General features: G+C 39.2%; 24 protein-coding genes. 21 read left to right on the forward strand and 3 right to left on the reverse strand.

The features are described from left to right. The first annotated feature begins 32 nt into the window (after window positions 1–32). The 4 genes from G7058_RS10835 (at window position 33) to G7058_RS10850 (ending at window position 3008) form a co-directional block, all read left to right on the forward strand. On the forward strand, window positions 33–716 hold the full coding sequence (locus tag G7058_RS10835) for a rhomboid family intramembrane serine protease (RefSeq protein ID WP_166063531.1): 684 nt from the start codon (window positions 33–35) through the stop codon (window positions 714–716). Between the two features lie 37 nt (window positions 717–753). Then, window positions 754–1719, forward strand: coding sequence for an ROK family glucokinase (locus G7058_RS10840; RefSeq protein WP_166063532.1), 966 nt, complete (start codon window positions 754–756; stop codon window positions 1717–1719). Between the two features lie 64 nt (window positions 1720–1783). After that, entirely contained in the window at window positions 1784–2203 is a 420-nt protein-coding gene (locus G7058_RS10845) for a rhodanese-like domain-containing protein (RefSeq protein WP_227004444.1), read from the forward strand. 373 nt (window positions 2204–2576) lie between these two features. Then, window positions 2577–3008: a pyridoxamine 5'-phosphate oxidase family protein gene (locus G7058_RS10850; RefSeq protein WP_166063533.1), complete on the forward strand. Its 432-nt coding sequence runs from the start codon at window positions 2577–2579 to the stop codon at window positions 3006–3008. Window positions 3009–3062: 54 nt separating this feature from the next. On the opposite strand, the gene G7058_RS10855 is transcribed toward G7058_RS10850, so the two are convergent. Continuing rightward, entirely contained in the window at window positions 3063–3191 is a 129-nt protein-coding gene (locus G7058_RS10855) for a DUF4044 domain-containing protein (protein ID WP_227004445.1), read from the reverse strand. Window positions 3192–3363: 172 nt separating this feature from the next. On the opposite strand from G7058_RS10855, the gene gndA reads away from it, so the two are divergent. The 3 genes from gndA to G7058_RS10870 all read left to right on the forward strand — a co-directional run bounded on the left by gndA (window position 3364) and on the right by G7058_RS10870 (window position 7177). Continuing rightward, window positions 3364–4794 (forward strand): NADP-dependent phosphogluconate dehydrogenase, encoded by a 1431-nt coding sequence (gene gndA / locus G7058_RS10860; RefSeq protein WP_166063535.1) that lies wholly within the window; start codon window positions 3364–3366, stop codon window positions 4792–4794. Window positions 4795–4948: 154 nt separating this feature from the next. Then, entirely contained in the window at window positions 4949–5656 is a 708-nt protein-coding gene (locus G7058_RS10865; protein ID WP_166063536.1) for a response regulator transcription factor, read from the forward strand. 18 nt (window positions 5657–5674) lie between these two features. Next, a complete protein-coding gene (locus G7058_RS10870) occupies window positions 5675–7177 on the forward strand; it encodes a HAMP domain-containing sensor histidine kinase (protein WP_166063537.1) in 1503 nt (500 codons plus the stop codon). A 129-nt stretch (window positions 7178–7306) separates the two neighbouring features. Here G7058_RS10870 and yidC read toward each other — a convergent pair whose 3' ends face one another. Further along, on the reverse strand, window positions 7307–8239 hold the full coding sequence (gene yidC, locus G7058_RS10875) for a membrane protein insertase YidC (RefSeq protein ID WP_166063538.1): 933 nt from the start codon (window positions 8237–8239) through the stop codon (window positions 7307–7309). Between the two features lie 102 nt (window positions 8240–8341). Further along, entirely contained in the window at window positions 8342–8617 is a 276-nt protein-coding gene (locus G7058_RS10880; RefSeq protein WP_166063539.1) for an acylphosphatase, read from the reverse strand. A gap of 119 nt (window positions 8618–8736) precedes the next feature. Between G7058_RS10880 and G7058_RS10885 the strand changes: the two genes are divergently transcribed. From G7058_RS10885 to rny, 14 genes are all read left to right on the forward strand, one after another. Beyond that, window positions 8737–9048 (forward strand): DUF1033 family protein, encoded by a 312-nt coding sequence (locus G7058_RS10885; RefSeq protein WP_166063540.1) that lies wholly within the window; start codon window positions 8737–8739, stop codon window positions 9046–9048. Window positions 9049–9152: 104 nt separating this feature from the next. Continuing rightward, window positions 9153–11603: an FtsK/SpoIIIE family DNA translocase gene (locus G7058_RS10890; RefSeq protein ID WP_166063541.1), complete on the forward strand. Its 2451-nt coding sequence runs from the start codon at window positions 9153–9155 to the stop codon at window positions 11601–11603. Between the two features lie 161 nt (window positions 11604–11764). Beyond that, complete coding sequence (locus G7058_RS10895; protein ID WP_166063542.1) at window positions 11765–12868, forward strand: BMP family lipoprotein; 1104 nt, start codon at window positions 11765–11767, stop codon at window positions 12866–12868. A 182-nt stretch (window positions 12869–13050) separates the two neighbouring features. Beyond that, window positions 13051–14625, forward strand: coding sequence for an ABC transporter ATP-binding protein (locus tag G7058_RS10900; RefSeq protein WP_166063543.1), 1575 nt, complete (start codon window positions 13051–13053; stop codon window positions 14623–14625). Next, the gene (locus G7058_RS10905; protein WP_166063544.1) at window positions 14618–15691 is read left to right on the forward strand and encodes an ABC transporter permease; all 1074 of its coding nucleotides are present in this window, start codon (window positions 14618–14620) and stop codon (window positions 15689–15691) included. The genes G7058_RS10900 and G7058_RS10905 overlap by 8 nt, the downstream gene beginning before the upstream one ends. Beyond that, window positions 15692–16651 carry an ABC transporter permease gene (locus G7058_RS10910; protein ID WP_166063545.1) on the forward strand — a complete coding sequence of 320 codons (960 nt, stop codon included), beginning with the start codon at window positions 15692–15694 and terminating at the stop codon, window positions 16649–16651. A 121-nt stretch (window positions 16652–16772) separates the two neighbouring features. Then, complete coding sequence (gene yfmF, locus G7058_RS10915; RefSeq protein ID WP_166063546.1) at window positions 16773–18044, forward strand: EF-P 5-aminopentanol modification-associated protein YfmF; 1272 nt, start codon at window positions 16773–16775, stop codon at window positions 18042–18044. Next, window positions 18037–19338 carry an EF-P 5-aminopentanol modification-associated protein YfmH gene (yfmH, locus tag G7058_RS10920; RefSeq protein ID WP_166063547.1) on the forward strand — a complete coding sequence of 434 codons (1302 nt, stop codon included), beginning with the start codon at window positions 18037–18039 and terminating at the stop codon, window positions 19336–19338. The genes yfmF and yfmH overlap by 8 nt, the downstream gene beginning before the upstream one ends. After that, window positions 19335–20060 (forward strand): elongation factor P 5-aminopentanone reductase, encoded by a 726-nt coding sequence (ymfI, locus tag G7058_RS10925; RefSeq protein WP_166063549.1) that lies wholly within the window; start codon window positions 19335–19337, stop codon window positions 20058–20060. Before yfmH ends, ymfI begins: the two co-directional genes overlap by 4 nt. A 70-nt stretch (window positions 20061–20130) precedes the next feature. Beyond that, window positions 20131–21000 (forward strand): helix-turn-helix domain-containing protein, encoded by an 870-nt coding sequence (locus tag G7058_RS10930; protein WP_166063550.1) that lies wholly within the window; start codon window positions 20131–20133, stop codon window positions 20998–21000. Between the two features lie 24 nt (window positions 21001–21024). After that, on the forward strand, window positions 21025–21609 hold the full coding sequence (pgsA, locus tag G7058_RS10935) for a CDP-diacylglycerol--glycerol-3-phosphate 3-phosphatidyltransferase (RefSeq protein WP_166063551.1): 585 nt from the start codon (window positions 21025–21027) through the stop codon (window positions 21607–21609). 95 nt (window positions 21610–21704) lie between these two features. Next, entirely contained in the window at window positions 21705–22946 is a 1242-nt protein-coding gene (locus tag G7058_RS10940) for a competence/damage-inducible protein A (protein ID WP_166063552.1), read from the forward strand. Window positions 22947–23054: 108 nt separating this feature from the next. Further along, on the forward strand, window positions 23055–24095 hold the full coding sequence (recA, locus tag G7058_RS10945; protein WP_166063553.1) for a recombinase RecA: 1041 nt from the start codon (window positions 23055–23057) through the stop codon (window positions 24093–24095). A 220-nt stretch (window positions 24096–24315) separates the two neighbouring features. Further along, the gene (gene rny / locus G7058_RS10950) at window positions 24316–25878 is read left to right on the forward strand and encodes a ribonuclease Y (RefSeq protein WP_166063554.1); all 1563 of its coding nucleotides are present in this window, start codon (window positions 24316–24318) and stop codon (window positions 25876–25878) included. Window positions 25879–25922: the final 44 nt, after the last annotated feature.

A 25922-nucleotide genomic window follows, 5' to 3' on the forward strand; every position in this document is an offset into this window, starting at 1 on the left:
ATAATAGAACCAATTAACGGGGAGGTTTCATTATGAAAAAAATAAATTTACGCCATTATTTTCGCAGTAACCAACCGCTAGTGACGTATCTTTTTTTAGGAATACAAATAGTTTTGTTTGTATTGATGTCGTTAGATGGTGGGAGTACTAATATTTATACGCTCATTAGATACGGAGCTAATTTCAGCCCGGCCGTCATCAGTGGTCAGTGGTGGCGTTTCATTACGCCTATTTTTCTACACATTGGTTTTACGCATATCTTAATGAACAGCATTACACTCTATTACTTAGGTAGCCAAATGGAATGGATATATGGCAGCGGGCGTTTCTTTCTTATTTATATTTTAGGTGGCTTGATGGGGAACGTCGTGAGTTTTGGGTTAACCGATGCGGTATCAGCAGGAGCGAGCACTTCCTTATTCGGTCTTTTTGCTGCAGCGGTAGCTTTGGGAAGAATTTATCCGCACAATCATACGCTTCGAAACATGGCGCAAGGGTTTATTGTGCTGATTATACTAAACTTTTTGACGGGCTTTGCTTCTTCGGGTATCGACAACTGGGGCCATATCGGTGGTGCAGTTGGTGGCGCTTTGTCGGCATATTTTATTAAAGTACCCGCATTATTTCCGGTACAAACAGGCACACGCGTTAAAGCCGCAATTGCCTATGTTGCTATTCTTGTTTTAATGATTGGCATCGGCTATTCACGATTTTAATAAGAGTATATAAGTTTTCAGGAGGTTGACAGAAAAAATGACTAAGAAAATTTTAGGTATCGACTTAGGTGGTACCTCAGTTAAATTTGCAATTTTAACGGAAAATGGTGAAATCCAACAAAAATGGAGTATTCGGACGAATATATTGGATGAAGGATCGCACATTGTACCGGATATTATCGAGTCTATCAAACATCGCATGGAGTTATATGAGATGACATCTGAGGACTTCTTAGGGATTGGAATGGGCTCTCCTGGAGCGGTTAACCGTGAAAACGGTACGGTCTTCGGTGCTTACAACTTGAATTGGAAGCAAACAATTGAAATTAAGCAAGCAATTGAGGCGGAAACAGGTCTCCCGTTCTTTATTGATAACGATGCAAACGTTGCTGCACTTGGTGAAAAATGGCAAGGAGCAGGAGCAGACGATGATAATGTTGTCTTTGTAACATTAGGGACCGGTGTTGGTGGAGGTGTTATTACGGACGGCAATTTGGTGCATGGTGTGGCAGAATCAGGTGGCGAATTGGGACATATTACAGTTGATCCTAAAGACGGATTCGATTGTACATGCGGTAAGAAGGGGTGTTTAGAAACCGTTGCTTCTGCAACTGGTGTCTTAAACTTAACGCGTAAGCTTTCTGAAGAGTATGCTGGTGATTCACAATTGAAAACAATGGTGGATGATGGTGCAGAGATTACATCGAAGCAAGTTTTCGATTTAGCAAAACAAGGCGATGATTTAGCAGAAATGGTAGTTGATGAGTTTTCATTTTATTTGGGCCTTGCCTGCAGCCATTTAGGGAATATTCTTAATCCGAAATTCATTGTCATCGGTGGCGGTGTTTCGAATGCAGGGGAGTTTTTATTGGAGAAAGTCCGCAAAAACTTCGCACAATTCACATTTCCGAATGTCCGTGAAACAACGAAGATTAAAATCGCTGAGCTAGGTAATGATGCGGGCGTTATTGGCGCAAGTTATCTGGTAAAAACAGGACTGTAAACGAAATTCAAGAAAAAACATAGATTATTACCTGATAATTGTGTAAAATTAAGAGGTAAGGTTTATGGAAGGATGGGAATCGATAGCTATGAATGGTTTTGATATTTTCTCACTTATTTTGTGGACAGGATTAATTATTTACGGTATTTTTTGGCTTTACCGTTTTATTGAAGGTAAAAGAGCCGCCAAAGTTTTGAAACCAGAAGAGTTCAAGCAGGATATGCGTAAAGTCCAAATCGTGGATATACGTGAATCTCCTGAATTTGAAGCTGGCCATGTTCTAGGGGCGCGAAATATTGCATTTTCGCAATTCAAAGAGCGTTACTTGGAATTACGTAAGGACCAACCGATTTATCTTTATGATCAACGAAATGTTCTTTCGGGTCGTGCTGCGGCAATTTTAAAGAAAAATGGTTATTCAAATATCTATGCCCTTAAGGGTGGTTATGATAATTGGGATGGCAAGATTAAAAAAGGTAGATAATTTATTAATGTGGGGCCGGGAAATAACTCCCGGTCCCTTTCCTATTAACGAATAATTGTGGCGTAAACGTGCTCAAAAAGGCAGATCCGCCATCCACTTTGTCATGGTTGTTGCTGCTTTAGCAGCTTACAAACATGATACACTTGGGCTTCAGCCCACAGTGCTCCTGGAATAAGCATAGGATGGCCTGCGTCCATCCTATGCTTATTCGTTCCAGTGTTTCGGATCTAAACGCTTTTTTTCCCCACTCTCGTATTTTTTATTTAACTCATAAAAGTAATAATATATGTGAATAAAAGTACAAACAAGGTCGTTTGATATGCTATAATTAGAAATGAAGTGAACACATTTATTTAAGTGAAGGAGTGCTATCATGAATCTTGAAGAAGTAATGAAAATTTTACAGGAGCAAATGAAAGTTGCTGTTTTTGCTACTGTTGACGAAGATAATAAACCGCATGCCCGTCACGCGCATATTGGAGTTGCGAACGAGCATGGTGTATTTTTTATGACTCACCCGCGTACGAATTTTTACTCTCAGTTGATGACGAATCAAAATGTCGCTATTACAGCTATGTCGGAAGATGGCTATCTTATTCAAGTAATCCGGATTGAGGGTAAAATTCGCCAAGTGGATAAGGCGATGTTAAAGGAATTACTAAAAGACAATCCTTATGTGAAACATGTCTATCCAGATGAGTCCGATCGCCAAGGAGCGCAAGTGTTCCAATTGTATCAAGGTGAAGGATTCTATCACAGTCTCACGCAAGGGCATCGCTATGTATTCAAAATTGATGCGGAATAAAAAAGAAAAAAACCAATTACCTTTTAACAATAGAGGTAATTGGTTTTATTTAGTTTATAGGTTAAAGAAAAGTGAATAGAGGACTGAGATGAACATACTGCCAACCATCGCAAAGACCATTAACCAGATAATGATTTTAGAAAATTTGCTCGCTTTGGAAGTAGTGTTTGTTTTTTTAGTCAAACTGATTCCCACCTTTAATAGATTTCAATACTTAGTCTACAGGAAATAACGAGAAATGTAAACATTTCAAGAGATTTCAAATCTGTTACTAATCTTTGCTTCCCATTTAACAGCTTTTTTGATAGGATTATCCTTAGAGTAGAATGTGTTTATCGTGAAGGGAGTATTAAATATGTCTAAACAACAAATAGGCGTTGTAGGTATGGCCGTAATGGGTAAAAACCTAGCCTTGAATATTGAAAGCAGAGGTTACTCTGTATCCATTTTTAACCGTACAGGTTCAAAAACAGAGGCAGTTATTAATGAAAATCCTGAAAAAAATCTCGTACCAACATATACCATTGAAGAGTTTGTAGATTCTTTAGAAAAACCAAGACGTATCCTCTTGATGGTTCAAGCAGGTGCTGCGACAGATATGACGATTCAATCCCTATTACCACATTTGGATGAAGGAGACGTTTTGATTGATGGTGGAAATACCTTCTACCAAGAAACAATCCGTCGTAACAAAGAATTAGAAAACTCTGGTGTTAACTTTATCGGAACGGGAGTTTCCGGTGGTGAAGAAGGTGCGCTGAAAGGACCTTCTATTATGCCAGGCGGACAAAAAGAAGCGTATGAATTAGTAGCACCTATTTTAGAAAAAATCGCTGCTAAAGCCGAAGATGGCACACCATGTGTTGCTTACATCGGGAACGATGGAGCAGGTCATTATGTAAAAATGGTCCACAACGGAATTGAGTACGGTGATATGCAGTTAATCGCTGAGTCTTATGACTTAATGCGTAACTTCTTAAAGATGAGTGTAGAAGAAATTGCTGCCGTATTTAAAGAGTGGAGCGAAGGCGAATTAGACAGTTATCTGATTGATATTACGACTGATATTTTAACGAAATATGATCCAGAAACAGGAAAGCCTATGGTCGATGTTATTTTGGACCGTGCAGGTAACAAAGGAACAGGAAAATGGACATCACAAAGTGCGCTTGATCTAGGTGTTCCGCTACCATTGATTACTGAGTCTGTATTTGCACGTTTTATTTCAGCTTTGAAGTCTGAGCGTGTTACAGCAAGCAAAATCTTACCGACTGTAGACGAAGTGCCTTCTGTAGATAAAGCGGAATTCTTAGAAAACATTCGCCAAGCATTGTTCTTCAGTAAAATCATGAGCTACGCACAAGGTTTCTCACAAATGCGTTTTGCAAGTGAAGAAAACAACTGGGATTTACAATATGGTGAAATTGCTAAGATTTGGCGCGCGGGATGTATCATCCGTGCACGTTTCCTACAAAATATTACTGATGCTTATAACAAAAATCCAGAGTTAGAAAACTTACTATTAGATAGTTACTTTACTGACATTACAAAGAACTATCACCAGTCTGTTCGTAAAGTTGTTGCAACTGCTGTCACAGCGGGTATTCCAATACCAACATTATCCTCAGCAATTGCTTACTTTGATTCCTACCGTGCAGAGACATTGCCAGCTAATATCATTCAAGCACAACGTGATTATTTCGGCGCTCATACTTATGAACGTACCGATAAAGAAGGCTCATACCATTTTGAATGGGATGAAGAAGTAGAAGTACCACAAGACTAACTACTGCCCTCAAAACAGCAGATGGCACTTGCCAACTGCTGTTTTTTGAGATGGATACAATTATGATACGCTTTTCATTGGAAATATGTTAGAATGAAAGCAGAATTTAATTATAAACGTATAATGTTTATTTAAGATGAAAAGGGAGACGTCTATGGAGAAAAAAGAGAACCAACGTATTTTAATCATTGAAGACGAAAAGAACCTTGCCCGTTTTATTGAATTGGAATTAAAGCATGAAGGCTATGAAACTGAGATTTGCTATAATGGGCGAACTGGTTTGGATGCAGCTTTGAATTCTGACTGGGATTTGATTCTTTTAGACTTAATGTTACCAGAGTTGAACGGTATTGAAGTTTGCCGTCGTTTGAGACCGGTTAAGAATGTACCTATCATTATTATGACTGCGAGAGATTCCGTTATTGACCGTGTATCCGGACTGGATCATGGTGCGGATGATTATATTGTAAAACCATTTGCAATTGAAGAATTATTGGCACGTATCCGGGCACTATTACGTCGTATCGATATCGAAGAAGAGCAACGTAAAGTGAAACAGACAACTGTGTCATACCGTGACTTAGTGATTGAGAAAGAAAATCGTATCGTTAAACGCGGAGAAGAGCAAATCGAACTTACAAAACGTGAGTATGAATTGTTGCTTATTTTAATGGAAAATATCAACGTTGTCTTATCACGTCAAGTACTCCTAAATAAAGTTTGGGGTTACAAATCAGAAGTTGAGACAAACGTAGTGGACGTTTATATTCGTTACTTACGTAATAAAATCGATGTTCCCGGGAAAGATAGTTATATTCAAACAGTTCGTGGTACAGGATACGTTATGCGTTCTTCGAACTAGAAACAATAGGTGAATTCTATGCCGAATAAAAGAAAAAACAGCCCCAAATCCATTCGTTGGAAATGGGGCTTTCGCTTAACATTAGCATTTTCGTTAGTAATCCTTCTACTATCTTCTGTTTTACTTGCAGGTTTTCGAAATCGTCTTTATGAAGAGGAAAGAAGAGAAGCGCAATCATTTCTTGAACAGATTACGAATACCTTTGAGCAAGTGGATACACGCTTGACACGCTCAAATGTGGAAAGTTTGATTGAGAAGATATCTGTCAGCACAACGACGCGTGGTGTTGTGAAGGTAGGAACTGTTCCCTATTTAGAAGACATGACCAAAAAAGGTATTGTGTTGCGGGTTTTTAACGGTGATGGTGAACTCTTGTATCAATCGCGCCAAAATAATACACCCTTTACGAGAAACTCAGGTTATTATTTCAATGAAACAAAGTTTAATAATCGGGAAGGTTTTGTCGGCGGAGATACGATTGTCAGCCCGAGTACTTCAGTATTAAGAGGCTATGTGCAAGTGTTCTTCCGGCTCTATACGTTCCATGATGTGATGGCCTCCGTTAATAAACGGGTGTTCTTTTCAATTTTAGTTGGTCTTGTCGTATCACTGATATTGGGATATGGGTTTGCACAGCTCTTTTTCAGACCGATTAAACAGATGGCTGATACAATGAATGAAATCACAGAAGATAATTTGTCTGAAACGCGTTTAAATGTCAATACAACACGCAAAGAGGATGAATTAACGGACCTGTCTATCCAAATCAATACCGTGTTAGACAAAATGGCTAAATACGTTACCCAACAAAAGCAGTTTGTTGAAGATGTTTCGCACGAATTGCGCACACCGACTGCAATAGTAGAAGGGCATTTGAAGCTTTTGAACCGTTGGGGTAAAGACGATCCGCAAGTTTTGGATGAGTCGTTAGCAGCTTCCCTGAATGAAATTACGCGAATGAAGACGCTTGTCCAGGAAATGTTAGATTTATCCAGAGCGGAGCAAGTGCAAGACCACTATCAATATGAAACAACAGAAATTAGAGCTGTTGTGACACAGATATTCCATAATTTCCAGATTCTCTATCCAGATTTCCATTTCTTCTTTGATGACGATTTGACGGAAGAGCGAACCGTTCGTATTTATCGGAACCATTTAGAGCAGATACTCGTTATTTTACTGGATAATGCTGTCAAATATTCCACTGAACGGAAAGAAATCCATCTGTCTATCTCGGAAACCTTGATGAAGATTCAGATTGCCATTCAAGACTTTGGAGAAGGTATGTCAGTTGAAGATCAACAAAAAGTGTTTAACCGTTTCTATCGTGTTGATAAAGCACGTTCGCGCGAAAAAGGTGGACATGGACTGGGACTTTCAATTGCGAAAGAGTTGTTGGAAGGATATAAAGGTGATATTTCAGTGGAAAGTGCATTGGGACACGGAACGGTCTTCCGTATTCAGTTACCTTTTATTGAAGAGGAAGAAGTTAAAAAGATAAAATCACAAATAGATATTTAAAAAGAACGGTTAGGACTCTGTCCCGACCGTTTTTTGGTAGGATTTTACTGTAAAAAGGCTCACTCAGAGTGAGCTAATCGTAACTACAAAAAAACTGCTCCCATTAGCGGGAACAGTTTAATAAAGTGATTATTTACGTTTTTGTTTGCCGGCATTTCTACCAGTGTTTTTATTTTTATACTGTTGAGAAGCAGACAATGTTTTTGTAGCTGGTTTAGTTGCTTGTTTTGCAACAGGTTTAGCAGTTTTGATTGGGCGTTTGATTGGATTTTTTTCCATATCAGCTGCGACTTCAGCCATAATTCTTGGTTTAACTAGTTTGTTTTGCAAGTATGTCTGTCCAACTGCAAAGATTCCGCCTGCTAACCAGTACAACGCGAGACCGGCTGGTGATGACCAAGAGAAGAAGAGAATCATCAAAGGACTCATGAACATCATGGATTTCATTTGTGCTTGTTGTTCTTCAGGCATGCCTATCATTGAAATACGACTTTGTAAGAAATAAGATATACCAGCTAGTACAGCTAGAAGTGGACTTGGATTACCCAAGTTGATTCCCAAAAATGTACTTTCAGCGATTTGAGGTGTTAAGTTAACTGCTTGGTACATAGCCGTAAATACAGGCATTTGAATCAAGATAGGTAAACAACCGACCCCGCCAGTCATGCTGATGTTATTTTCTTTGTAAAGTGCCATCATATCTTGAGAAGCTTCTGCTTTTTCTTCTTGTGTTGTTGCTTCTTTTTGACGGCGTTGAATATCTGCCAATTCAGGCTTGATATACTTCATTCTTTCTTGTTGTACCATAGATTTCTTCATTTGACTGAAGTTAAGCGGCATAATTAAAATTCGGACGATAATTGTGATTGCAATAATAGCGAATCCATAATTGCCGCCTAGTAATTCTGCCAACCATACGATGGCGTTTCCAGTTGGAACTACCAAATATTCATAGATGAATCCGGTAGGATTTTTATTTTCATCAAATTGCATACAACCTGTCAGCAATGTGACAAGTGCGAGCATTTGAGCTGAAAATAATATTTTTTTACTTATTCTCATATCAACATTCCCTTTTTTAAAATTCAATCGTCTTTAACTATAACTTACACAAGGGTTAATTTCAATGCTCATTAGGCTAATTACGCCAAACCCAAAGGAATCTTAATGAATGACTTTAAAAGAAGAAAAGTCTGGCAAGTCATTATTTTCTACTATATGAATTGAATCGATACGGGAAAAGGGTGGTCTATTTTTCTCTAAAGAATCAATGAATGAGTCGGTTTTATCAGTAGGGGCGGAGACTTTAATTAAGACTGAACCATCTATTTGGTTTTCTACGGTTCCTGTTACATCAACTTTATCGGCCAGTAACTTTGTGTGGTAGCGAAATCCAACACCTTGTACACGACCTTGCACGGTGATGACTACTTTTTTCATTGGATGCTGACTCCTTTCAAGCATAAAAGTTCCTTCATGAGGCGAATTTTGTTATATTTTTAGTGTACTCATTTAAATTCGAGCCGTCAATTTAATCCATTTGAAAAGAGGACTTTATTATGTATCAAGTTTATTTAATGAAGGGTGAATATGAACCGTGGTGGTTTTTTGAAGATTGGAAGACTTTGGTTCTTAGCGAAACAAGCTTTCCTACCTATGAAGAAGCAGTGCGTAGCTATAATGAGCATGACGAACAGTTAACGAGTAAATATCCATTTAAGAAAACGAAGGGAAACTACTTGGTTGCCTATTGGTCTGAAGATGAGTCTGTTTATTGTGAATCATGTGAGGACGATATCCAATTATACTATGGCCTCATGCTCTTAAAAAATGATAAAGCGATTGAAGAAACAGCAAATACCTGTAATTAAGGTTTTTGCTGTTTCTTATATGAGATAAGCCTAAATTATTGATGTGAATAGTGCTATAATAATGGAGAGTGTTTGTGATTTAAATAGAGAAATGAGTGAAATAGATGGCGAGACCAAAAAATACAAAATCAAAACCTACAAATAAAAGAAAGAAAAATACAAATAAACTTTCTCATGAACTTATTGGATTACTATTTATTTTTGCAGCTGTATTAGGATTAAGTAATCTCGGATTTATGGGCATCCTTCTAGCGAACTTCTTTCGTTTCTTTTTTGGTGAAATTTATCAAGTGCCTTTAGCGCTTTTTGGTATATTTGGCCTATACCTATTAATAATGGGAAGAGAACCACGAATTAAGAAAAGAACAATCACGGCAAGTGCACTTTCTTTAACAGGGTTCATGTTAATCTTGCATGCGAATACCTTTCAGCATGTGATGGCGAGTGAAGGCTCAGTGTTCCAAGTTACCTTGATGCGCTTCTTAGCAGATATGCGTGCTGGGTTAATTTCTGGCAACATGGGTGGCGGAATGATTGGGGCAGCAGTATATTCTGTCAGCCACTTTTTATTTTCACAATGGGGTACTTACGCACTTGCAGTTCTTTTCGTATTTCTAAGTTTGTGTATTCTCTTCGGATTCACAATCAAAGACATCATGGATCAGGTCAGAAAAGGATTTGCAACAATTGCGGCATCATTTCAAAGGGTGTTCTCTCCTGTTTTTGAGCGAGTCAAAGTTTATTTTGCTGATAAAAGTGTTAAAGAATCTGCAAGTGAGTCTTCTGTAATTGTTGAGAATCATGAGCAACATCATTTTCTTGAAGATGAGGCACCAATTGAAACAGTTAAAAATGATTGGTTAAGTAAAGCCAAAAATCGCATTAAGAAAACGGTCGAAACAGACACCGATTCAGAAGGGGATACGGCTAGTGAAAAGGAAGCCGTTCAGTTAACGATTGATAGCTATCAAGGTGATGATGACTTAGCTAAATATATGGAAGATAAAAAAGCGCCAACGCAAGTGCCTGAGAGTGAAATCAAACAAGACGGAGAGCCAGAAGATGATGCTGAAAGTGTTCTGGAGTTTGAAATCAAAGCAGAAACAGAAAATCACGATTATCATTTGCCACCGGTGACCTTGCTGAAAGAATTACCGCCTGTAGATCAATCGAGTGAGTATTCGATTATTGAAAAGAATGTTAAGAAACTAGAAGATACTTTTGCGAGTTTCGGAGTTGATGCTAAAGTTCGTAAGGCAAACTTAGGCCCGGCTGTTACCAAATATGAGATTCAACCGGCTGTAGGTGTGAAAGTAAGTAAAATTGTTAACTTAGCGGATGATTTGGCATTAGCATTGGCAGCGAAAGATATCCGGATTGAAGCGCCGATTCCTGGTAAATCCTTTATTGGTATTGAAGTGCCGAATACCGAAGTGAGTACAGTTTCATTCCGTAGTGTGATTGACCGCACCCATAGCAGCGATAAGCTATTGGAAGTTCCTTTGGGGCGTGATATCTCAGGAGCCATCCAATATGCCGATTTGACGAAAATGCCTCACTTATTGATTGCCGGAGCGACAGGTAGCGGTAAGTCGGTCAGTATCAACGGTATCATTATTAGTATTTTACTGAAGGCTAAGCCGAATGAAGTTAAAATGATGATGATTGATCCGAAGAAAGTGGAATTAAACGTTTATAACGGAATTCCCCACTTGCTGACACCAGTAGTAACGAACCCAAGGAAAGCAGCGCAAGCATTACACAAAGTAGTAGCTGAAATGGAAAGAAGATATGAGCTCTTTGCTGGGACAGGGATGCGTAACATTGATGGTTATAATGAATTAATTTTGGAATATAATGTCGAAAAGGGCGAAAATAACCCAACATTGCCGTACATTGTGGTCATTGTTGATGAGTTAGCCGATTTAATGATGGTCGCTAGTAATGAAGTGGAAGATGCCATTACGCGCTTGGCTCAAATGGCACGTGCAGCTGGAATTCATATGATTCTAGCCACACAAAGACCGAGTGTGGATGTTATTACCGGGATTATTAAAGCCAACGTTCCTTCTCGGATGGCATTTGCCGTTTCCAGTTCAATCGATTCGCGAACCATTCTCGATGGAGCAGGGGCAGAAAAACTTCTGGGACGGGGAGATATGTTGTATCGTCCGATGGGTGAAAATAAACCGAAACGTGTTCAAGGGGCGTATCTTTCGGATTCTGAGGTCGAAAGCATTGTTAGTTTCGTAAAAGAGCAACAAGAACCGAACTATTCCGAAGAAATGATGAAATTGGATGCAGCACCGGTTCAATCAGATGAACCGGAGGATGAGTTCTTCCAACCAGCATTAGAGTTTATCGTTGAAGAAGACGCAGCAAGTATTTCTAAGCTTCAAAGGAAGTTTCGTATTGGTTATAACCGGGCAGCTAGAATTATTGATGATATGGAAGCACGGGGCTATGTGGGGCCTGCTGACGGTAGTAAGCCGAGAAAGGTTAATGTTAACGCGGAGATGTTAGGTCAAAGTTCGGGAATTGATGATGACGTTTAAAAGTAAGAGTTTACATTCGGAACAATACCGCTTTAAAAATGAAAATTAGATGAAATTTGTTGCACACATATTTCCTTAATTTCAAAACTGTGATATTGTTTACTTAAGCGAGACATGTGCTTGCAAAAATCGAGTGTTTACACTCAAATGGAGGGTTTACTTTGAATAAGAAAAAATTGTTAAGCTTGTTGACTCTAGGATTGAGTGCAAGTGTGCTACTAGCAGCATGTGGCAATGAATCTGAAGAAGCAACATCTGATGCGGATGAAACTGCTAGCTCTACTGCAGTTGAAAGCTCAGACACTGAAACATCAAGCGATGATTTCTCAGTAGTTATGATTACTGACGTTGGTGGCGTTGACGATAAGTCCTTCAACCAAAGCGCATGGGAAGGTCTAACAACTTGGGGCGAAGAAACAGGCAAAGCTAAAGGTGTGGGTGGTTACGAATACATCCAATCTGATAATGAAGCTGACTTCATCACAAACTTGACAACGGGTGTTAACAACGGCTTTGACGTTGTTTTCGGTGTTGGTTACATCTTGAAAGATGCTATGCAAGAAACTGCTAGCAACTACCCAGACACATTATTCGCAATTATCGATGACCAAATCGAAGGCGAAAATACAACTTCTGTTCTTTTTGCAGACAACGAAGCAGCATTCTTAGCTGGTGTTGCGGCTGCTAAAACAACTAAAACAAACCACGTTGGATTTGTTGGTGGTATGGAAGGCGTTGTAATCGATCGTTTCGAAGCTGGTTTCTACGCAGGTGTTAAATCTGTAAGTGAAGACATCGATGTAACTGTTCAATATGTAGGTAGCTTTGCTGATGCAGCACAAGCAAAATCTATCGCTAATGGTATGTACTCAAGCGGCGTAGACATCATTTATCAAGCAGCTGGTAACGCTGGTAACGGTGTGTTTGCTGAAGCACGTGATATCGTAACTGCTGATCCATCACGTGAAATCTACGTAATCGGTGTAGACCGTGACCAACAAGAAGAAGGTAAATTGACAGTTGACGGCGAAGAACGCGACTTGACATTGACTTCAACTGTTAAAGGTGTAGGTGTGGCTGCTCAAGAAATCGCTAACTTAGCAATGAACGGTGAGTTCCCAGCGAACGAGGTTCAATTCTTAGGTCTAGCTGAAGGTGGAGTTAGCTTAACTGACGGAGTACTGTCAGAAGAAGCAATCGCTGCTGTTCGTGAAGCAGAGCAAGCAATCATCAATGGTGAAATCGAAGTTCCAGAAACACCTTAATTAATATATTAATGAATTCTGGAGGGGATGGGGCATAGAGGCTCCGTCCCCTTTTTCTATTGAATTCTAAATAATTGAGAAGCTTTATAATCATAATTTTAGATGGTTCATATGGCTTGGGCGTTGCAATTACAGTATAATAGGGTAACTGTATCAAAAGTTATATAAAAGGAGGAAAGCGCATGGTTGAGGAAAATTATGTAATTGAAATGATTAATGTTACAAAAGCTTTTGGAAATTTCAAGGCGAACGATAACATCAACCTCAAAGTCAAAAAAGGAGAAATCCATGCTCTCTTAGGTGAGAACGGAGCAGGAAAGTCTACTTTGATGAATATCTTATCTGGCTTATTACAACCGACAAGCGGAATGCTTAAGGTAAATGGAAATGAAGAAGTTATAGCATCTCCAACTGTAGCGGATAAATTAGGAATTGGGATGGTACATCAGCATTTCATGCTTGTTAAAGATTTTACTGTTACTGAGAATATAATTTTGGGTAAAGAAACCACTAAGCTGGGAGTATTAAACAAAAAAGACGCGGCAAAAACAATCAAGGACTTATCTGATAAATATAAATTATATGTTGATCCATCTGCAAAAGTAGAAGATATTTCTGTAGGAATGGAACAACGTATCGAAATATTAAAGACATTATATCGTGGCGCCGACATTCTTATATTTGATGAACCAACCGCAGTTTTAACGCCACAAGAAATTGAAGAGTTAATGTCGATTATGAAAGGTTTAGCTGCAGAAGGTAAATCAATTATTTTGATTACCCATAAGTTAGATGAAATTAAACAAGTAGCCGACCGTGTAACAGTTATTCGTAAAGGTAAGAGTATTGATACAGTTGACGTTAAAGGAACAACAAAACAACAAATGGCAGACATGATGGTTGGCCGTTCTGTAATCTTTAAAACGGATAAAACAGCGCCAAATCCTAAAGAAGCAGTTTTGGAAGTTGAAAATCTTCACGTAAAAGAAAGCCGTGGACTGGAAGCGGTGCGTGGTTTGAATTTGACTGTCAGAGCAGGGGAAGTAGTCGGGATTGCTGGAATTGACGGAAATGGTCAATCAGAACTTATTCAAGCTATTACGGGATTGCGTAAAGTTGAAAGTGGTAACATTAAATTGAATGGTGAAGAGATTACAAACTTGCCTCCAAGAAAAATTACAGAGTCAGGTTTAGGCCATATTCCAGAAGACCGTCAACGTCATGGTTTGATCTTGCCGATGACTCTTTCCGAGAACATTGCACTGCAAAGCTACTATAAAGAACCATTCAGTCATAATTATTTCTTAAATGAAAATGAAATGGACGCTTATGCAGTTCGCATGATTCAAGAGTTTGACGTGCGTACGCAAAGTGAGCATTCTACTGCTGGCTCATTATCAGGTGGTAATCAGCAAAAAGCAATTATTGCGCGTGAAATTGACCGTGATCCAAGCTTGTTGATAGCAGCACAACCAACACGTGGATTGGATGTGGGCGCGATTGAATTTATTCATAAACGTCTTGTTAATCATCGTGATCAAGGAAATGCCGTTATTCTAATGAGTTTCGAATTGGATGAAATCTTGAATGTATCTGATCGTATTGTGGTTATGTATAAAGGTAATATTGTGGCGGAAGTTATTCCATCTGAAACAAGCGAGCAAGAGTTGGGCTTGTTGATGACAGGTACTTCTTTAGAAAAAGCCAGAGAAGAGCTGGGCCACAAGCAACCGGAAGGAGGAATCGGTCATGAATAATCTTTATATGAACAAAAGATTCCAAGCATTAGCAATTCCGTTGCTTTCGGTAATACTAGGTGTCATCGTTGGAGCAATCTTGATGCTTTCGTTTGGATATGACCCAGTTGCTGGGTATGTCGCTATGTTCCGTGGTGCGTTGTCCAATCCGTTCTACATCGGACAAACACTGCGTATGGCAGCACCATTAATCGTTATCGGTTTAGGGTTTGCGGTTGCAAATACAGCTGGATTCTTTAACATCGGGCTTTCTGGACAAGTTCTAATGGGTTGGTTTGCATCCATCGTTGTTGCACAAACATTGCCGGACTTGCCAAAATTCATTTTACTTCCGTTGGCTATTATTGCAGGTATGATTGCAGGTGCAATCTGGGCAGGTATTGCCGGAGTTCTACGTGCTTACTTTGATACAAGTGAAGTTATCGTAACAATTATGCTTAACCACATTTCTTACCATACAGTGAATCATATTATCAGAACGTATCTGGTAGAAGTTGGAGATTCAACACAAAGGATTGGCGAAAATGCAAGTATGCGTATTCCATTCCTAACAAGTATTACGAATAATTCTACATTGCATATAGGTATCTTTATCGCTATCGTCATGGTATTTATCGTTTCAATCTTTATGAATCGTACGACATTCGGTTTCGAATTGCGTTCTGTTGGTTTGAATGCAGATGCAGCAGAGTATTCCGGAATGAATGCGAAGAAAAATATCGTAATGGCAATGTTAATCAGTGGGGCTTTAGCTGGTTTAGGCGGAACAATGGAAGGTTTAGGAAACTTCCAAAACATTTTCGTGCAAGGTGGTATTCCACAAATCGGTTTCGATGGTATGGGGGTAGCATTGTTAGGGGGAAGCAGCCCAATCGGTATTCTATTCTCTTCACTTCTATTTAGTATCATGAAGACAGGTGGTACAACAATGCCGCTTGCTGCTGGAACACCGAACGAAATCGTAGATATTGTTATTGCTTTGATTATCTTCTTTGTTGGAGCAAACTACATTATCCGTTTATTGCTTTCGAAGCTTCAAAAGACTGAAAAGAAAGAGGTGGCGTAGATGGATTTAATTAGCATTTTGACATTAGTCGTATCGAATACGCTCGTTTACTCTGCTCCACTTATCTTCGCGGGTCTGGGAGGAACATTCTCTGAACGCGGAGGAATTGTTAACGTTGGTATTGAAGGAATCATGGTAATGGGAGCATTCTCATCTATTGTTTTCAACTTATCATTCGCTGAAACATTTGGCGCAGCAACGCCATGGCTTGGACTTTTGGTAGGTGGACTAATTGGGGTCTTATTCTCCTTGATTCATGCACTAGCAACAGTTCATTTACGTGCCGACCACATTATTTCTGGTACGGTTCTTAACTTACTTGCACCGGCATTGGCGCTTTTCTTAACGAAAGTTCTTTATAATGGTCGTGGACAAACTGATTTCATCGTTCGTAACTTTGGTAAAACAAGCTTCCGCTACTTAAAGGATATTCCTGTGATTGGAAAGATTTTCTTTACAAACACATTGAGTGTTGCTTACGTTGGTATTCTTGTTGCATTCCTTAGCTACTTCATTATTTTCCGCACATCATTCGGTTTGCGCCTGCGTGCAGTAGGCGAGCATCCACAAGCAGCAGATACATTGGGAATCAATGTATATATGATGCGTTATGCTGGGGTAATGCTCTCCGGCTTGATGGGTGGTATTGGTGGAGCGGTTGTTGCACAATCAATTTCATTGAACTTCTCGCATGCAACTATTGCAGGACAAGGGTTTATCGCTATGGCGGCAATGATCTTCGGTAAGTGGAATCCAATTGGGGTTATGGGTGCGGCTTTATTCTTCGGCTTCTCGCAAAGTTTGAGTGTAATTGGAAACTATATTCCAGTTATCAAAGACATTCCAAACGTATTCCTGTTTGTATTACCATACATCTTGACAATCATTGTATTAGTCGGCTTTATTGGCAAGTCTAAAGGACCTGCAGCTAACGGTACAACATACGTTAAGACTAAATAAAATAATAACGAAAAAGCCTCGGAAACGAGGTTTTTTCTATGTTGTTTATCTCATTTGTAAAAGCATTTAAATTAGAGTATAGTTTTCTTATATGTGTAAAACGAGAAAGTGACGTGAATAGATGGACTTACAACTTACAAATGGTGTTCGAGCACACATTCAAACGACCAGTAAATTTAAAACGGTACTAATTGAATATAAATTTAGAACGAAGTACGAACCGGAAATAGCAACAAAAAGAACCTTACTTAAAAACATTATGGTAACAAATTCAAAAAAATATCCCTCTCAAAAAGCGCTGGATAATCAGATGTCATGGTTATACGGGGCTTCCTTAAGTGCGTCTACACAAAGATACGGAACTGAACATGTGTTATCTTTTCGCTTAAAGGTTATTAACGATCGTTTTATTGGTGGCTATGATAATTTATTAGAAGAGGGCTTTGCCTTTTTACAAGAAGTTATTTTCAACCCCAATATTGAAGATGCTGCATTTCACCAACCGACGTTTGATAGAGAAAAAATTAATTTAGAAAATTATTTTAATTCGTTGGAAGATGACAAGGGTAGGTTTGCGACAATCAAGCTCAATGAAGCCCTGTTCGAAGGAACCGATCAAGCTTACTTAGGCATGGGTTCAGAAACATTTCTACCCAACATTTCAAGTCAGTCTCTTTATACAACTTATCAAGAAATGATTGCTGATAATGCTATTGATATTTATGTTTCGGGAGATGTTGATTCAGAGAGAATAGAGAAAGCTATCATGCAACAACCATTTTCAACCCGTACGGTTACGTCCAACAATAAGTTTGTGACGTTGACACCACGCTCAGAAGCGGCTCATATTGATTATGTTTCTGATGTTTCGCAAGGGAAACTTTTATTTGGCTTTAAATCGCCAGCTTATTATGGGGAGGCTGAGTATTATACAGGGATGGTATTCAATGGTCTATTCGGTGGATTCCCACACTCCAAGCTTTTCCAAAACGTTCGGGAGAAAGAAAGTCTAGCTTACTCTGCATCAAGCTATCTTGATTACATCAGAGGCGTCATGATTGTTTCTACTGGTATTGCTTTTGAGAAGAAAGACCAAGCTGAAGCAATCGTATTGAAACAGCTTGTTGATATGCAAAAAGGAGACTTTGAAGATTACCTTATCGCTCAGACTAAGGATATGTTAATCAATCAGTATAAGCAAAATGATGATAATCAGTCTGCAGCATTGAGTAAAATTTATTCGAATAACTTATTAGCAGGCCGCACGATTTCAGATGAGGAATGGCTGAGCGGAATCGAACGTGTGAAGCGTGAAGATATTATTGAACTGGCGAACCAAATGGCTCTCCAAATTATTTTCTTTTTGAAAGGGGAAGATGATAAAGATGCATAAAGTTGAATATCCTCTTTTAGATGAAACAGTCTACTATGAAAAAATGCAGAATGGACTGCAAGTGATTCTGATTCCCAAGCCGGGATTCGCCAAAACATATGGAATTATCACCACTGATTTTGGTTCTATTGATAATCACTTTGTACCATTACAATCAGATTCTGAAATAGTTGTACCGGATGGCGTTGCTCATTTCTTGGAGCACAAGTTATTTGAAGGGGAGAAGCATGATGCGTTTGATGATTTCTCTAAATTGGGATCCTCTGCAAATGCCTTTACGTCGTTTACGCGAACAAGCTATCTCTTTTCAGCAACAAGTAAAGTAGAGGAAAATATTGAAACACTTCTCGATTTTGTTCAAGAGCCATACTTCACAGAAGAAGGAACCGAGAAAGAAAAAGGGATTATCGCACAAGAAATCCAGATGTACGAAGACAATCCGGATTGGCGTTTGTTTTATGGTCTGTTGAAAAATATGTATCCGAAGCATCCACTTTCTATTGATATCGCCGGTACTGTCGACAGTATCCAAGCGATTACGCCTGAAATTTTACAAACGTGCTACGATACGTTTTATCACCCCTCTAACATGAACCTGGTGATTATTGGGAACTTCCCAGTAGAAGAAACAATGGTTGTAATCCGGAACAATCAAGATGCGAAAGAATTCGCGAAAGAAGAGCATATCTTGCGCTTTATTCCTTCTGAAACAATTAGTGATTTAACCGCTCATGATGAAATTGAAATGGATGTAAAACGTCCGAAATTAATTATGGGAGTAAAAGGTTTAACTACACAATTGGAAGGGAACGAATCCGATAACTATTACTTAAAAGGTTCATTACTAATGGAAATGCTTTTTGGACGCGGATCGGACAACTTCAATACACTTTACGATAATGGCGTTTTAGATGACAGCTTCAATTATAGTTTCACTATCGATCGTAGTTTCAATTTTATGGCCTTAGAAGTGGATACCAATGAACCAGAACAAGTGATTAAAGAGTGGAAGAACATTCTTTTGAACTGGAAAAATGATTCAAGTTTTACGGCTGAAAACTTTAATCTTTTGAAACGCGCTTTTATTGGTGAACAACTGCAAGCATTTAATTCGCTTGAGTATATTTCTAATCAATATGGTTATTTGTATGCAGCAGGTATCGAAATGTTTAATCGTATTGAGCGACTCGAAACGTTAACACTTGAAGATATCGCGGCATTTGCAGAGCACTATATTAATGAACAAGTAATTAGTACGTTTATCGTAAAACCAAAGAAAGGTTCAAACGTATGAAAGCTGTTTTAGTAACCGGTTCTTCGGGTGATATAGGCTCCAGTATTTGTCAGGCATTGGCTGCTGAAGGTTGGTCTATATATTTACATTATCATTCTAATCAGCAACGGATAACTGACATGATGCAAGAATTTCAAGAGAGATACCCAAATCAAGAATTTATTCCGATTAAAGCGGATCTTGTCGAAGAAAATGCCGTTGAAATGCTGACAAGCCAACTCTTCTCTCTTAATGCGGTTGTTTTTGCGCATGGGACGACTGAATACGGCTTGTTGGATGCTTTGACCCCTGAGCGCATGGATTACTTATGGAAAATGCATGTGAAGACGCCGATTCTAATTACACAGGCTACTCAAAGTAAAATCCATAAAAGTAATCAAGGACGGATTGTATTTATCAGTTCTGTCTATGGCGAAATGGGAAGTTCGAATGAGGTCTTTTATAGCACTGTAAAAGGGGCGCAATTGGCCTTTGTCAAAGCATACAGTAAAGAGGTGGCCAGTTGGGGCATAACCGTTAACGCGGTCAGTCCTGGTGCTATTAAGACACATATGAATACACATTTCTCCTTAAATGATCTAGAAGAATTAGAGAGTGATATTCCGGTGGGTAGATTGGGAGAACCTTCTGAAATAAGCTTTTGGGTAAAACAGTTACTGAAGCCGGATAGTGCGTATATGACGGGGCAGACACTGACCGTCAGCGGAGGTTGGCTAAAATAATCAGATGTTTTTTTCTCTCGAAATAACTGTGATATAATGACTTCAAAGTGAGAAAAAGGTGGTGTTTAAAATGGATGAACCTACTCATATCGGAGACCGTTTAAAGAATGCCAGAATAAAACAAGGGCATACTCTGGATGATTTACAGCAATTAACAAAGATTCAAAAACGCTATTTAATAGCAATTGAAGAGAATCGCTTGGATGATTTACCAGGAGACTTTTTTGTTAATGCTTTTATCCGCCAGTATGCTGACGTTGTAGGCGTTTCTTTAAAAGGTGAAGAGCAGCGACATATTCAACATACTCCTGCAGAAGGCTATACCCATGAATCAAAAGAGAAAGTGTTACCGACACGATCAGAATTAAAGCGTTCCTCGCGTGAAACGAAATTTACGTACAGCAACGATTCTAAGAGTACCTTACCAACATTTTTATTGGTTCTGATGTTTTTATTAATTTTGGGAGCTATTTGGTATTATATTTTTTATATGGGTGATGATACCCCAGATATAAGTGAAGGAAATGCTCCGAATCAGCAAATGATCCAGACGCAAACTGAGAGTTCAGAAAGTGCCGGAAGTAGCGTGGAAAGTGAAGCACCGCAACCAGAAACAGTTGTGACTGCCTCAACCGAACAAGCAGCAACCCCGACATATTCAGTAGCGGGATTCGAACTACCTAATACGTTGTCTATTGAAGTTGATACAACTGGAAACTCTTGGGTTCTTGTTACAACTGAAGGGGATGACCCCTTATTCGAAGGAGTCATTCAGGGGGGATCAACCCAAACGATTCCATTAGAAGAAGGAATGAATAAGGTTTTTGTCCGCATTGGTTTCCTTCCTTCTACAACAGTTAAATTTGGTGAAGCAACGGTTGAAATGCCCGCAGATTACCAAACAAATCAAACACAAACACTCACGTTCACTATCGAGTAGTTTTATATTAAGGAGATTTTTATTTTGAATGTACCAAATAAATTGACCATCCTACGGATTTTTATGATTCCCTTATTTATCTTTTTGATGGTGGCACCACTAGACTGGGGCACGATATCGCTATTAGGATCAACTTTTACGACCGCAGAATTATTAGGAACGCTTACGTTTGCAATTGCTAGCTTTACGGACTGGTTGGACGGCTATATTGCACGAAGAGATAATATTGTAACGAATTTTGGTAAGTTTGCTGATCCTTTGGCAGATAAAATGTTAGTTGCAACTGCATTCATCATTTTAGTTGAAAAGGGACTTGCACCGGGCTGGGTTGTGGCAGTTATTATATGTCGTGAATTAGCAGTTACGGGCTTACGATTACTATTAGTTACAGGCGGCGAAGTGATGGCCGCAGCTTGGCCTGGAAAGATTAAGACAGCAACACAAATGTTAGCTGTTATACTTCTGTTCCTCAATAACTTCCCATTCGAAGGCGCAGGTATTCCAGTTGCTTCGTTGATGTTATACCTTTGCTTAGTATTTACCGTTTATTCAGGTGTGGACTACTTTATCAAGAACAAACAAATATTTGCAGATTCATTCAAAGATTAAGAGCACGAACAAAAAGAAAACAATTTTAAAATTGTTTTCTTTTTTTAAATTGAAATCGCGTTTTTTTGCTTATATATATGTAGGAGGTTAGGACTATGATTGCGGAAATTATATCTGTAGGGACAGAATTATTATTAGGACAAATCGTAAATACAGATGCTACGTTCATTGCAAAAAGATTAGCGGAAGTAGGCATCAACTCTTACTATCAAACGGTTGTTGGTGATAATCCTGTCCGCTTGGCAGAAGCGCTTAAAATAGCAGAAGAAAGGAGTCAACTACTCATATTAACGGGCGGCCTGGGACCCACTCAAGATGATGTCACTAAAGGAACGGTGGCGGATTATCTGGATGAGGAACTGGTTATGGATGAAGTCGCTCTGAAGTATATTAAGCGCTACTTTGATTTATCAGGACGAGTAATGACAGATAACAATCAAAAACAAGCTTTATATTTTAAGAATGGGCGTTCATTTCCCAATCGAAACGGGCATGCTGTTGGGACATTTATTCAAAAAGGTGCACATGCCTATCTTTTAGTACCGGGACCTCCAAAAGAACTGACCCTTATGTTTGATACTGAAGTATTGCCATTTTTAGAAACCTTGATAGACGACGATCGTCAATATATCCTTTCTAAAACATTGCGTTTTTTTGGAATTGGAGAATCTGATTTAGCAACAAAATTAAACACCTTCATAGAGAGCCAAACAAATCCGACTATTGCACCCTATGCGGGGGACTATGAGGTAACCTTGCGGGTGACTGCTGCAGGTGTTGATGCGAATGAATGTCAAGTTTTATTGGAACAAACGATATCGGAAGTATTAGAAATTGTTGGTGATTATTACTATGGAGAAGGAGAAAAAAATAGTTTGGCTAACACGGTCTGTGAGCTGCTTTTAGAAAAGAACATAACAATCAGTGCCGCAGAAAGTTTAACTGGAGGATTGTTTCAATCGACGCTTATTTCTGTTCCGGGAGCCAGCAACTACTTTCATGGTGGAATTGTTTCGTATAATGATGCGATTAAAAAGAATGTCTTGGGAGTTCCAGCACACGTTTTAAAGGAATACGGGGCTGTGAGCCAAGAGTGTGCTATGGCAATGGCGGATGAGGTACGTCGTCTCTTTCAAACAGATATCGGCATCTCATTCACCGGTGTGGCTGGACCTTTAGAACTAGAAGGTGAGCCACCTGGTACTGTGTGGATTGGGCTGAGTATGAGTGATGGAACAGTAACAGCCCAGAAGTATCGTTTTATGCATGGACGGACCGGAAATCGCGAACGAAGTGTCATGCAGGGTCTGGATATAGTAAGGCGGGCGCTAAAATAAAAAGAGCGAACGTTTGTTCACATTTTTCTTGCTTTTTTATTCTAAGTATTATAATATTAGTATGCTGATAAAGAGATTCGAAATAAACCTTTTGGAGGCTATATAATAATGGCAAATAATAACGATCATAGACAAAAAGCTTTAGATGAAGCATTAAAGAAAATAGAACGTACTTACGGTAAAGGCTCAGTTATGAAAATGGGGGACAAGATTGAAACTGAAATTTCAACAGTCCCAAGTGGTTCGGTATCATTAGATATTGCACTTGGTGTTGGTGGTTATCCGCGCGGAAGAATTATCGAAATTTATGGACCAGAGTCTTCTGGTAAAACAACAGTTGCTTTACATGCAATTGCTGAAGCTCAGAAAAAAGGTGGCGTCGCTGCGTTTATTGATGCTGAGCATGCCTTGGATCCTAAATACGCACGTGCAATCGGTGTAAACGTTGATGAGCTTCTATTATCACAGCCAGATACAGGGGAACAAGGACTTGAAATCGCAGATGCATTGATTTCTTCGGGAGCAATCGATATTTTAGTTATTGACTCGGTAGCAGCATTGGTACCGCGTGCTGAGATCGAAGGCGAAATGGGAGACTCACACATGGGTCTTCAAGCGCGTTTGATGTCTCAAGCATTGCGTAAATTATCTGGTTCTATCAATAAGACAAAAACGATTGCTATTTTCATTAACCAAATTCGTGAGAAAATCGGTATTATGTTTGGTAACCCAGAAACAACTCCGGGTGGACGTGCATTGAAGTTCTATTCAACCGTTCGTTTGGAAGTGCGTCGTGCTGAACAAATTAAATCTGGTACAGATGTGATTGGTAACCGCACGAAAATTAAAATTGTTAAAAATAAAGTAGCACCGCCGTTTAAAGTAGCAGAAGTCGATATTATGTATGGCGAAGGGATTTCGAGTGTAGGTGAAATCGTAGACATCGCGTCTGAGCATGACATTATTAATAAGAGTGGTTCTTGGTATGCATACCAAGATGAAAAAATTGGTCAAGGTCGCGAAAATGCGAAGAAATTCTTGATTGCCAATCCGCAAATGCTTGAAGAAATTGATAACAAGGTCCGTACGCTTTACGGAATCGGAAGCGGCGTTCCAGTAGAAGAAACAGTAGAAAAACCAGAAGAGTAATTCATTTTGAAATCTTGAACGATAAAATTAAGGGCTGAGACGAAATTTGTCTCAGCCTTTCTTCTTAATCACTGAATCAAAAGGCTTAGCATAGATAATTTGATTGACAGTAGCGGTTACAAAGTTTAGAATTGAATTATATGTTGCTTGTAAGAAAGCGCATATAAATAATAACTATTTTTAATTTAACGACAAATTGAATAGATACGGAGGTGAAACGATGGAATGGATGTACGTTGCCTTCGCTGCTATCATAGCCTTGCTTTTAGGTGTCGTTATCGGGTATACATATCGGAAATCGAATCATGAAAAGGAAATCGCTGGCGCTAACAATACAGCAGAAGCTATTCTGGAAAATGCTGAACGAGAAGCTGAAACCAAGAAAAAAGAAGCTATGTTAGAAGCGAAGGAAGAAGGCCAAGAATATCGTTCCGCTATCGAGGCAGAATTGCGCGATAGAAGAAACGAACTGACCAAACAAGAAAATCGACTAATCCAAAAAGAAGAAAATTTGGATAAAAAAGATAATAATTTCTCCAAACGTGAAAAAAATATCGAGCAAAAAGAAGAAAATCTTGTTAAGCGCACGCAAGCGTTGAAGAATGAAGAAGATCGAATCCAGGAAATTATCGAGTCACAACAGAAAGAACTGGAGCGAGTAGCGACACTTTCGAGAGAAGATGCTAAAGCAATCATCATGAAAGAAATGGAAGACCAATTAACTAATGAACGTGCAATCATGGTTAGGGAATCTGAACAACAAGCCAAAGATGAAGCAGAAAGAAGAGCGAAGAATATTATTCTTCAAGCGATTCAAAGAAGCTCTGCGGATATGGTTTCAGAAACAACTGTCTCAGTTGTTATTTTACCTAATGATGACATGAAAGGGCGTATCATTGGACGAGAAGGTCGTAACATCCGAACACTTGAATCGTTAACAGGAATTGATTTAATTATCGATGACACACCTGAAGCGGTAGTGTTAAGTGGATTTGATCCAATACGTCGTGAAGTTGCCAAAATGGCATTAGAAAAACTGATTCAGGATGGACGTATCCATCCCGCTCGAATCGAAGAAGCTGTTGATAAAGCTCGTAAAGAGATGGATGAAAGAATCCGTGAAATTGGTGAACAAGCCGCATTTGAGGTTGGAATCCATTCACTGCATCCAGATTTGATTAAGATTCTGGGGCGGATGTACTTTAGAACGAGCTATGGTCAAAATGTCTTGAACCATAGTATTGAAGTCGCTAAACTTGCTGGTATTATGGCGAGCGAGCTAGGTGAAGACTCTACACTTGCGAAACGCGCCGGATTGCTTCATGACCTTGGTAAAGCTCTCGATCATGAGATCGAAGGTTCTCACGTTGAAATTGGAGCTGAAATTGCGCAAAGATACAAAGAAAATGGTGTTGTTATTAATGCTATCGCATCCCACCATGGCGATGTCGAAGCAACAAACATCATCTCTGTCCTAGTTGCAGCAGCTGATGCATTGTCAGCAGCGAGACCGGGAGCACGAAGTGAATCTTTGGAAAATTATATTCGTAGATTGGAACGATTGGAAGGTATTGCGAACGAATTTGAAGGCGTTGATTACAGCTTCGCTATTCAAGCGGGTCGCGAAATCAGAATTATGGTGAAGCCTGAATCTGTAGATGATGCTCACGCTATTTTGATGGCACGCGATATTAAATCAAAAGTCGAAGAAGAATTAGACTATCCGGGACACATAAAAGTTACGGTTATACGCGAAACAAGAGCAATTGAATATGCAAAATAATGAGGCAGAGCGTAAGCTCTGTCTTTTCTATTTGTCCCGTCTAT

The sequence above is a fragment of the Jeotgalibaca porci genome (assembly GCF_011299095.1).
Taxonomy (GTDB): Bacteria; Bacillota; Bacilli; order Lactobacillales; family Aerococcaceae; genus Jeotgalibaca; species Jeotgalibaca porci.

Coding starts and splice junctions, on each gene's coding strand:
- G7058_RS10835 (WP_166063531.1), top strand. CDS start 33: ATGAAAAAAATAAATTTACGCCATTATTTTCGCAGTAACCAACCGCTA.
- G7058_RS10840 (WP_166063532.1), top strand. CDS start 754: ATGACTAAGAAAATTTTAGGTATCGACTTAGGTGGTACCTCAGTTAAA.
- G7058_RS10845 (WP_227004444.1), top strand. CDS start 1,784: ATGGAAGGATGGGAATCGATAGCTATGAATGGTTTTGATATTTTCTCA.
- G7058_RS10850 (WP_166063533.1), top strand. CDS start 2,577: ATGAATCTTGAAGAAGTAATGAAAATTTTACAGGAGCAAATGAAAGTT.
- gndA (WP_166063535.1), top strand. CDS start 3,364: ATGTCTAAACAACAAATAGGCGTTGTAGGTATGGCCGTAATGGGTAAA.
- G7058_RS10865 (WP_166063536.1), top strand. CDS start 4,949: ATGGAGAAAAAAGAGAACCAACGTATTTTAATCATTGAAGACGAAAAG.
- G7058_RS10870 (WP_166063537.1), top strand. CDS start 5,675: ATGCCGAATAAAAGAAAAAACAGCCCCAAATCCATTCGTTGGAAATGG.
- yidC (WP_166063538.1), bottom strand. CDS start 8,239: ATGAGAATAAGTAAAAAAATATTATTTTCAGCTCAAATGCTCGCACTT.
- G7058_RS10880 (WP_166063539.1), bottom strand. CDS start 8,617: ATGAAAAAAGTAGTCATCACCGTGCAAGGTCGTGTACAAGGTGTTGGA.
- G7058_RS10885 (WP_166063540.1), top strand. CDS start 8,737: ATGTATCAAGTTTATTTAATGAAGGGTGAATATGAACCGTGGTGGTTT.
- G7058_RS10890 (WP_166063541.1), top strand. CDS start 9,153: ATGGCGAGACCAAAAAATACAAAATCAAAACCTACAAATAAAAGAAAG.
- G7058_RS10900 (WP_166063543.1), top strand. CDS start 13,051: ATGGTTGAGGAAAATTATGTAATTGAAATGATTAATGTTACAAAAGCT.
- G7058_RS10905 (WP_166063544.1), top strand. CDS start 14,618: ATGAATAATCTTTATATGAACAAAAGATTCCAAGCATTAGCAATTCCG.
- G7058_RS10910 (WP_166063545.1), top strand. CDS start 15,692: ATGGATTTAATTAGCATTTTGACATTAGTCGTATCGAATACGCTCGTT.
- yfmF (WP_166063546.1), top strand. CDS start 16,773: ATGGACTTACAACTTACAAATGGTGTTCGAGCACACATTCAAACGACC.
- yfmH (WP_166063547.1), top strand. CDS start 18,037: ATGCATAAAGTTGAATATCCTCTTTTAGATGAAACAGTCTACTATGAA.
- ymfI (WP_166063549.1), top strand. CDS start 19,335: ATGAAAGCTGTTTTAGTAACCGGTTCTTCGGGTGATATAGGCTCCAGT.
- G7058_RS10930 (WP_166063550.1), top strand. CDS start 20,131: ATGGATGAACCTACTCATATCGGAGACCGTTTAAAGAATGCCAGAATA.
- G7058_RS10940 (WP_166063552.1), top strand. CDS start 21,705: ATGATTGCGGAAATTATATCTGTAGGGACAGAATTATTATTAGGACAA.
- recA (WP_166063553.1), top strand. CDS start 23,055: ATGGCAAATAATAACGATCATAGACAAAAAGCTTTAGATGAAGCATTA.
- rny (WP_166063554.1), top strand. CDS start 24,316: ATGGAATGGATGTACGTTGCCTTCGCTGCTATCATAGCCTTGCTTTTA.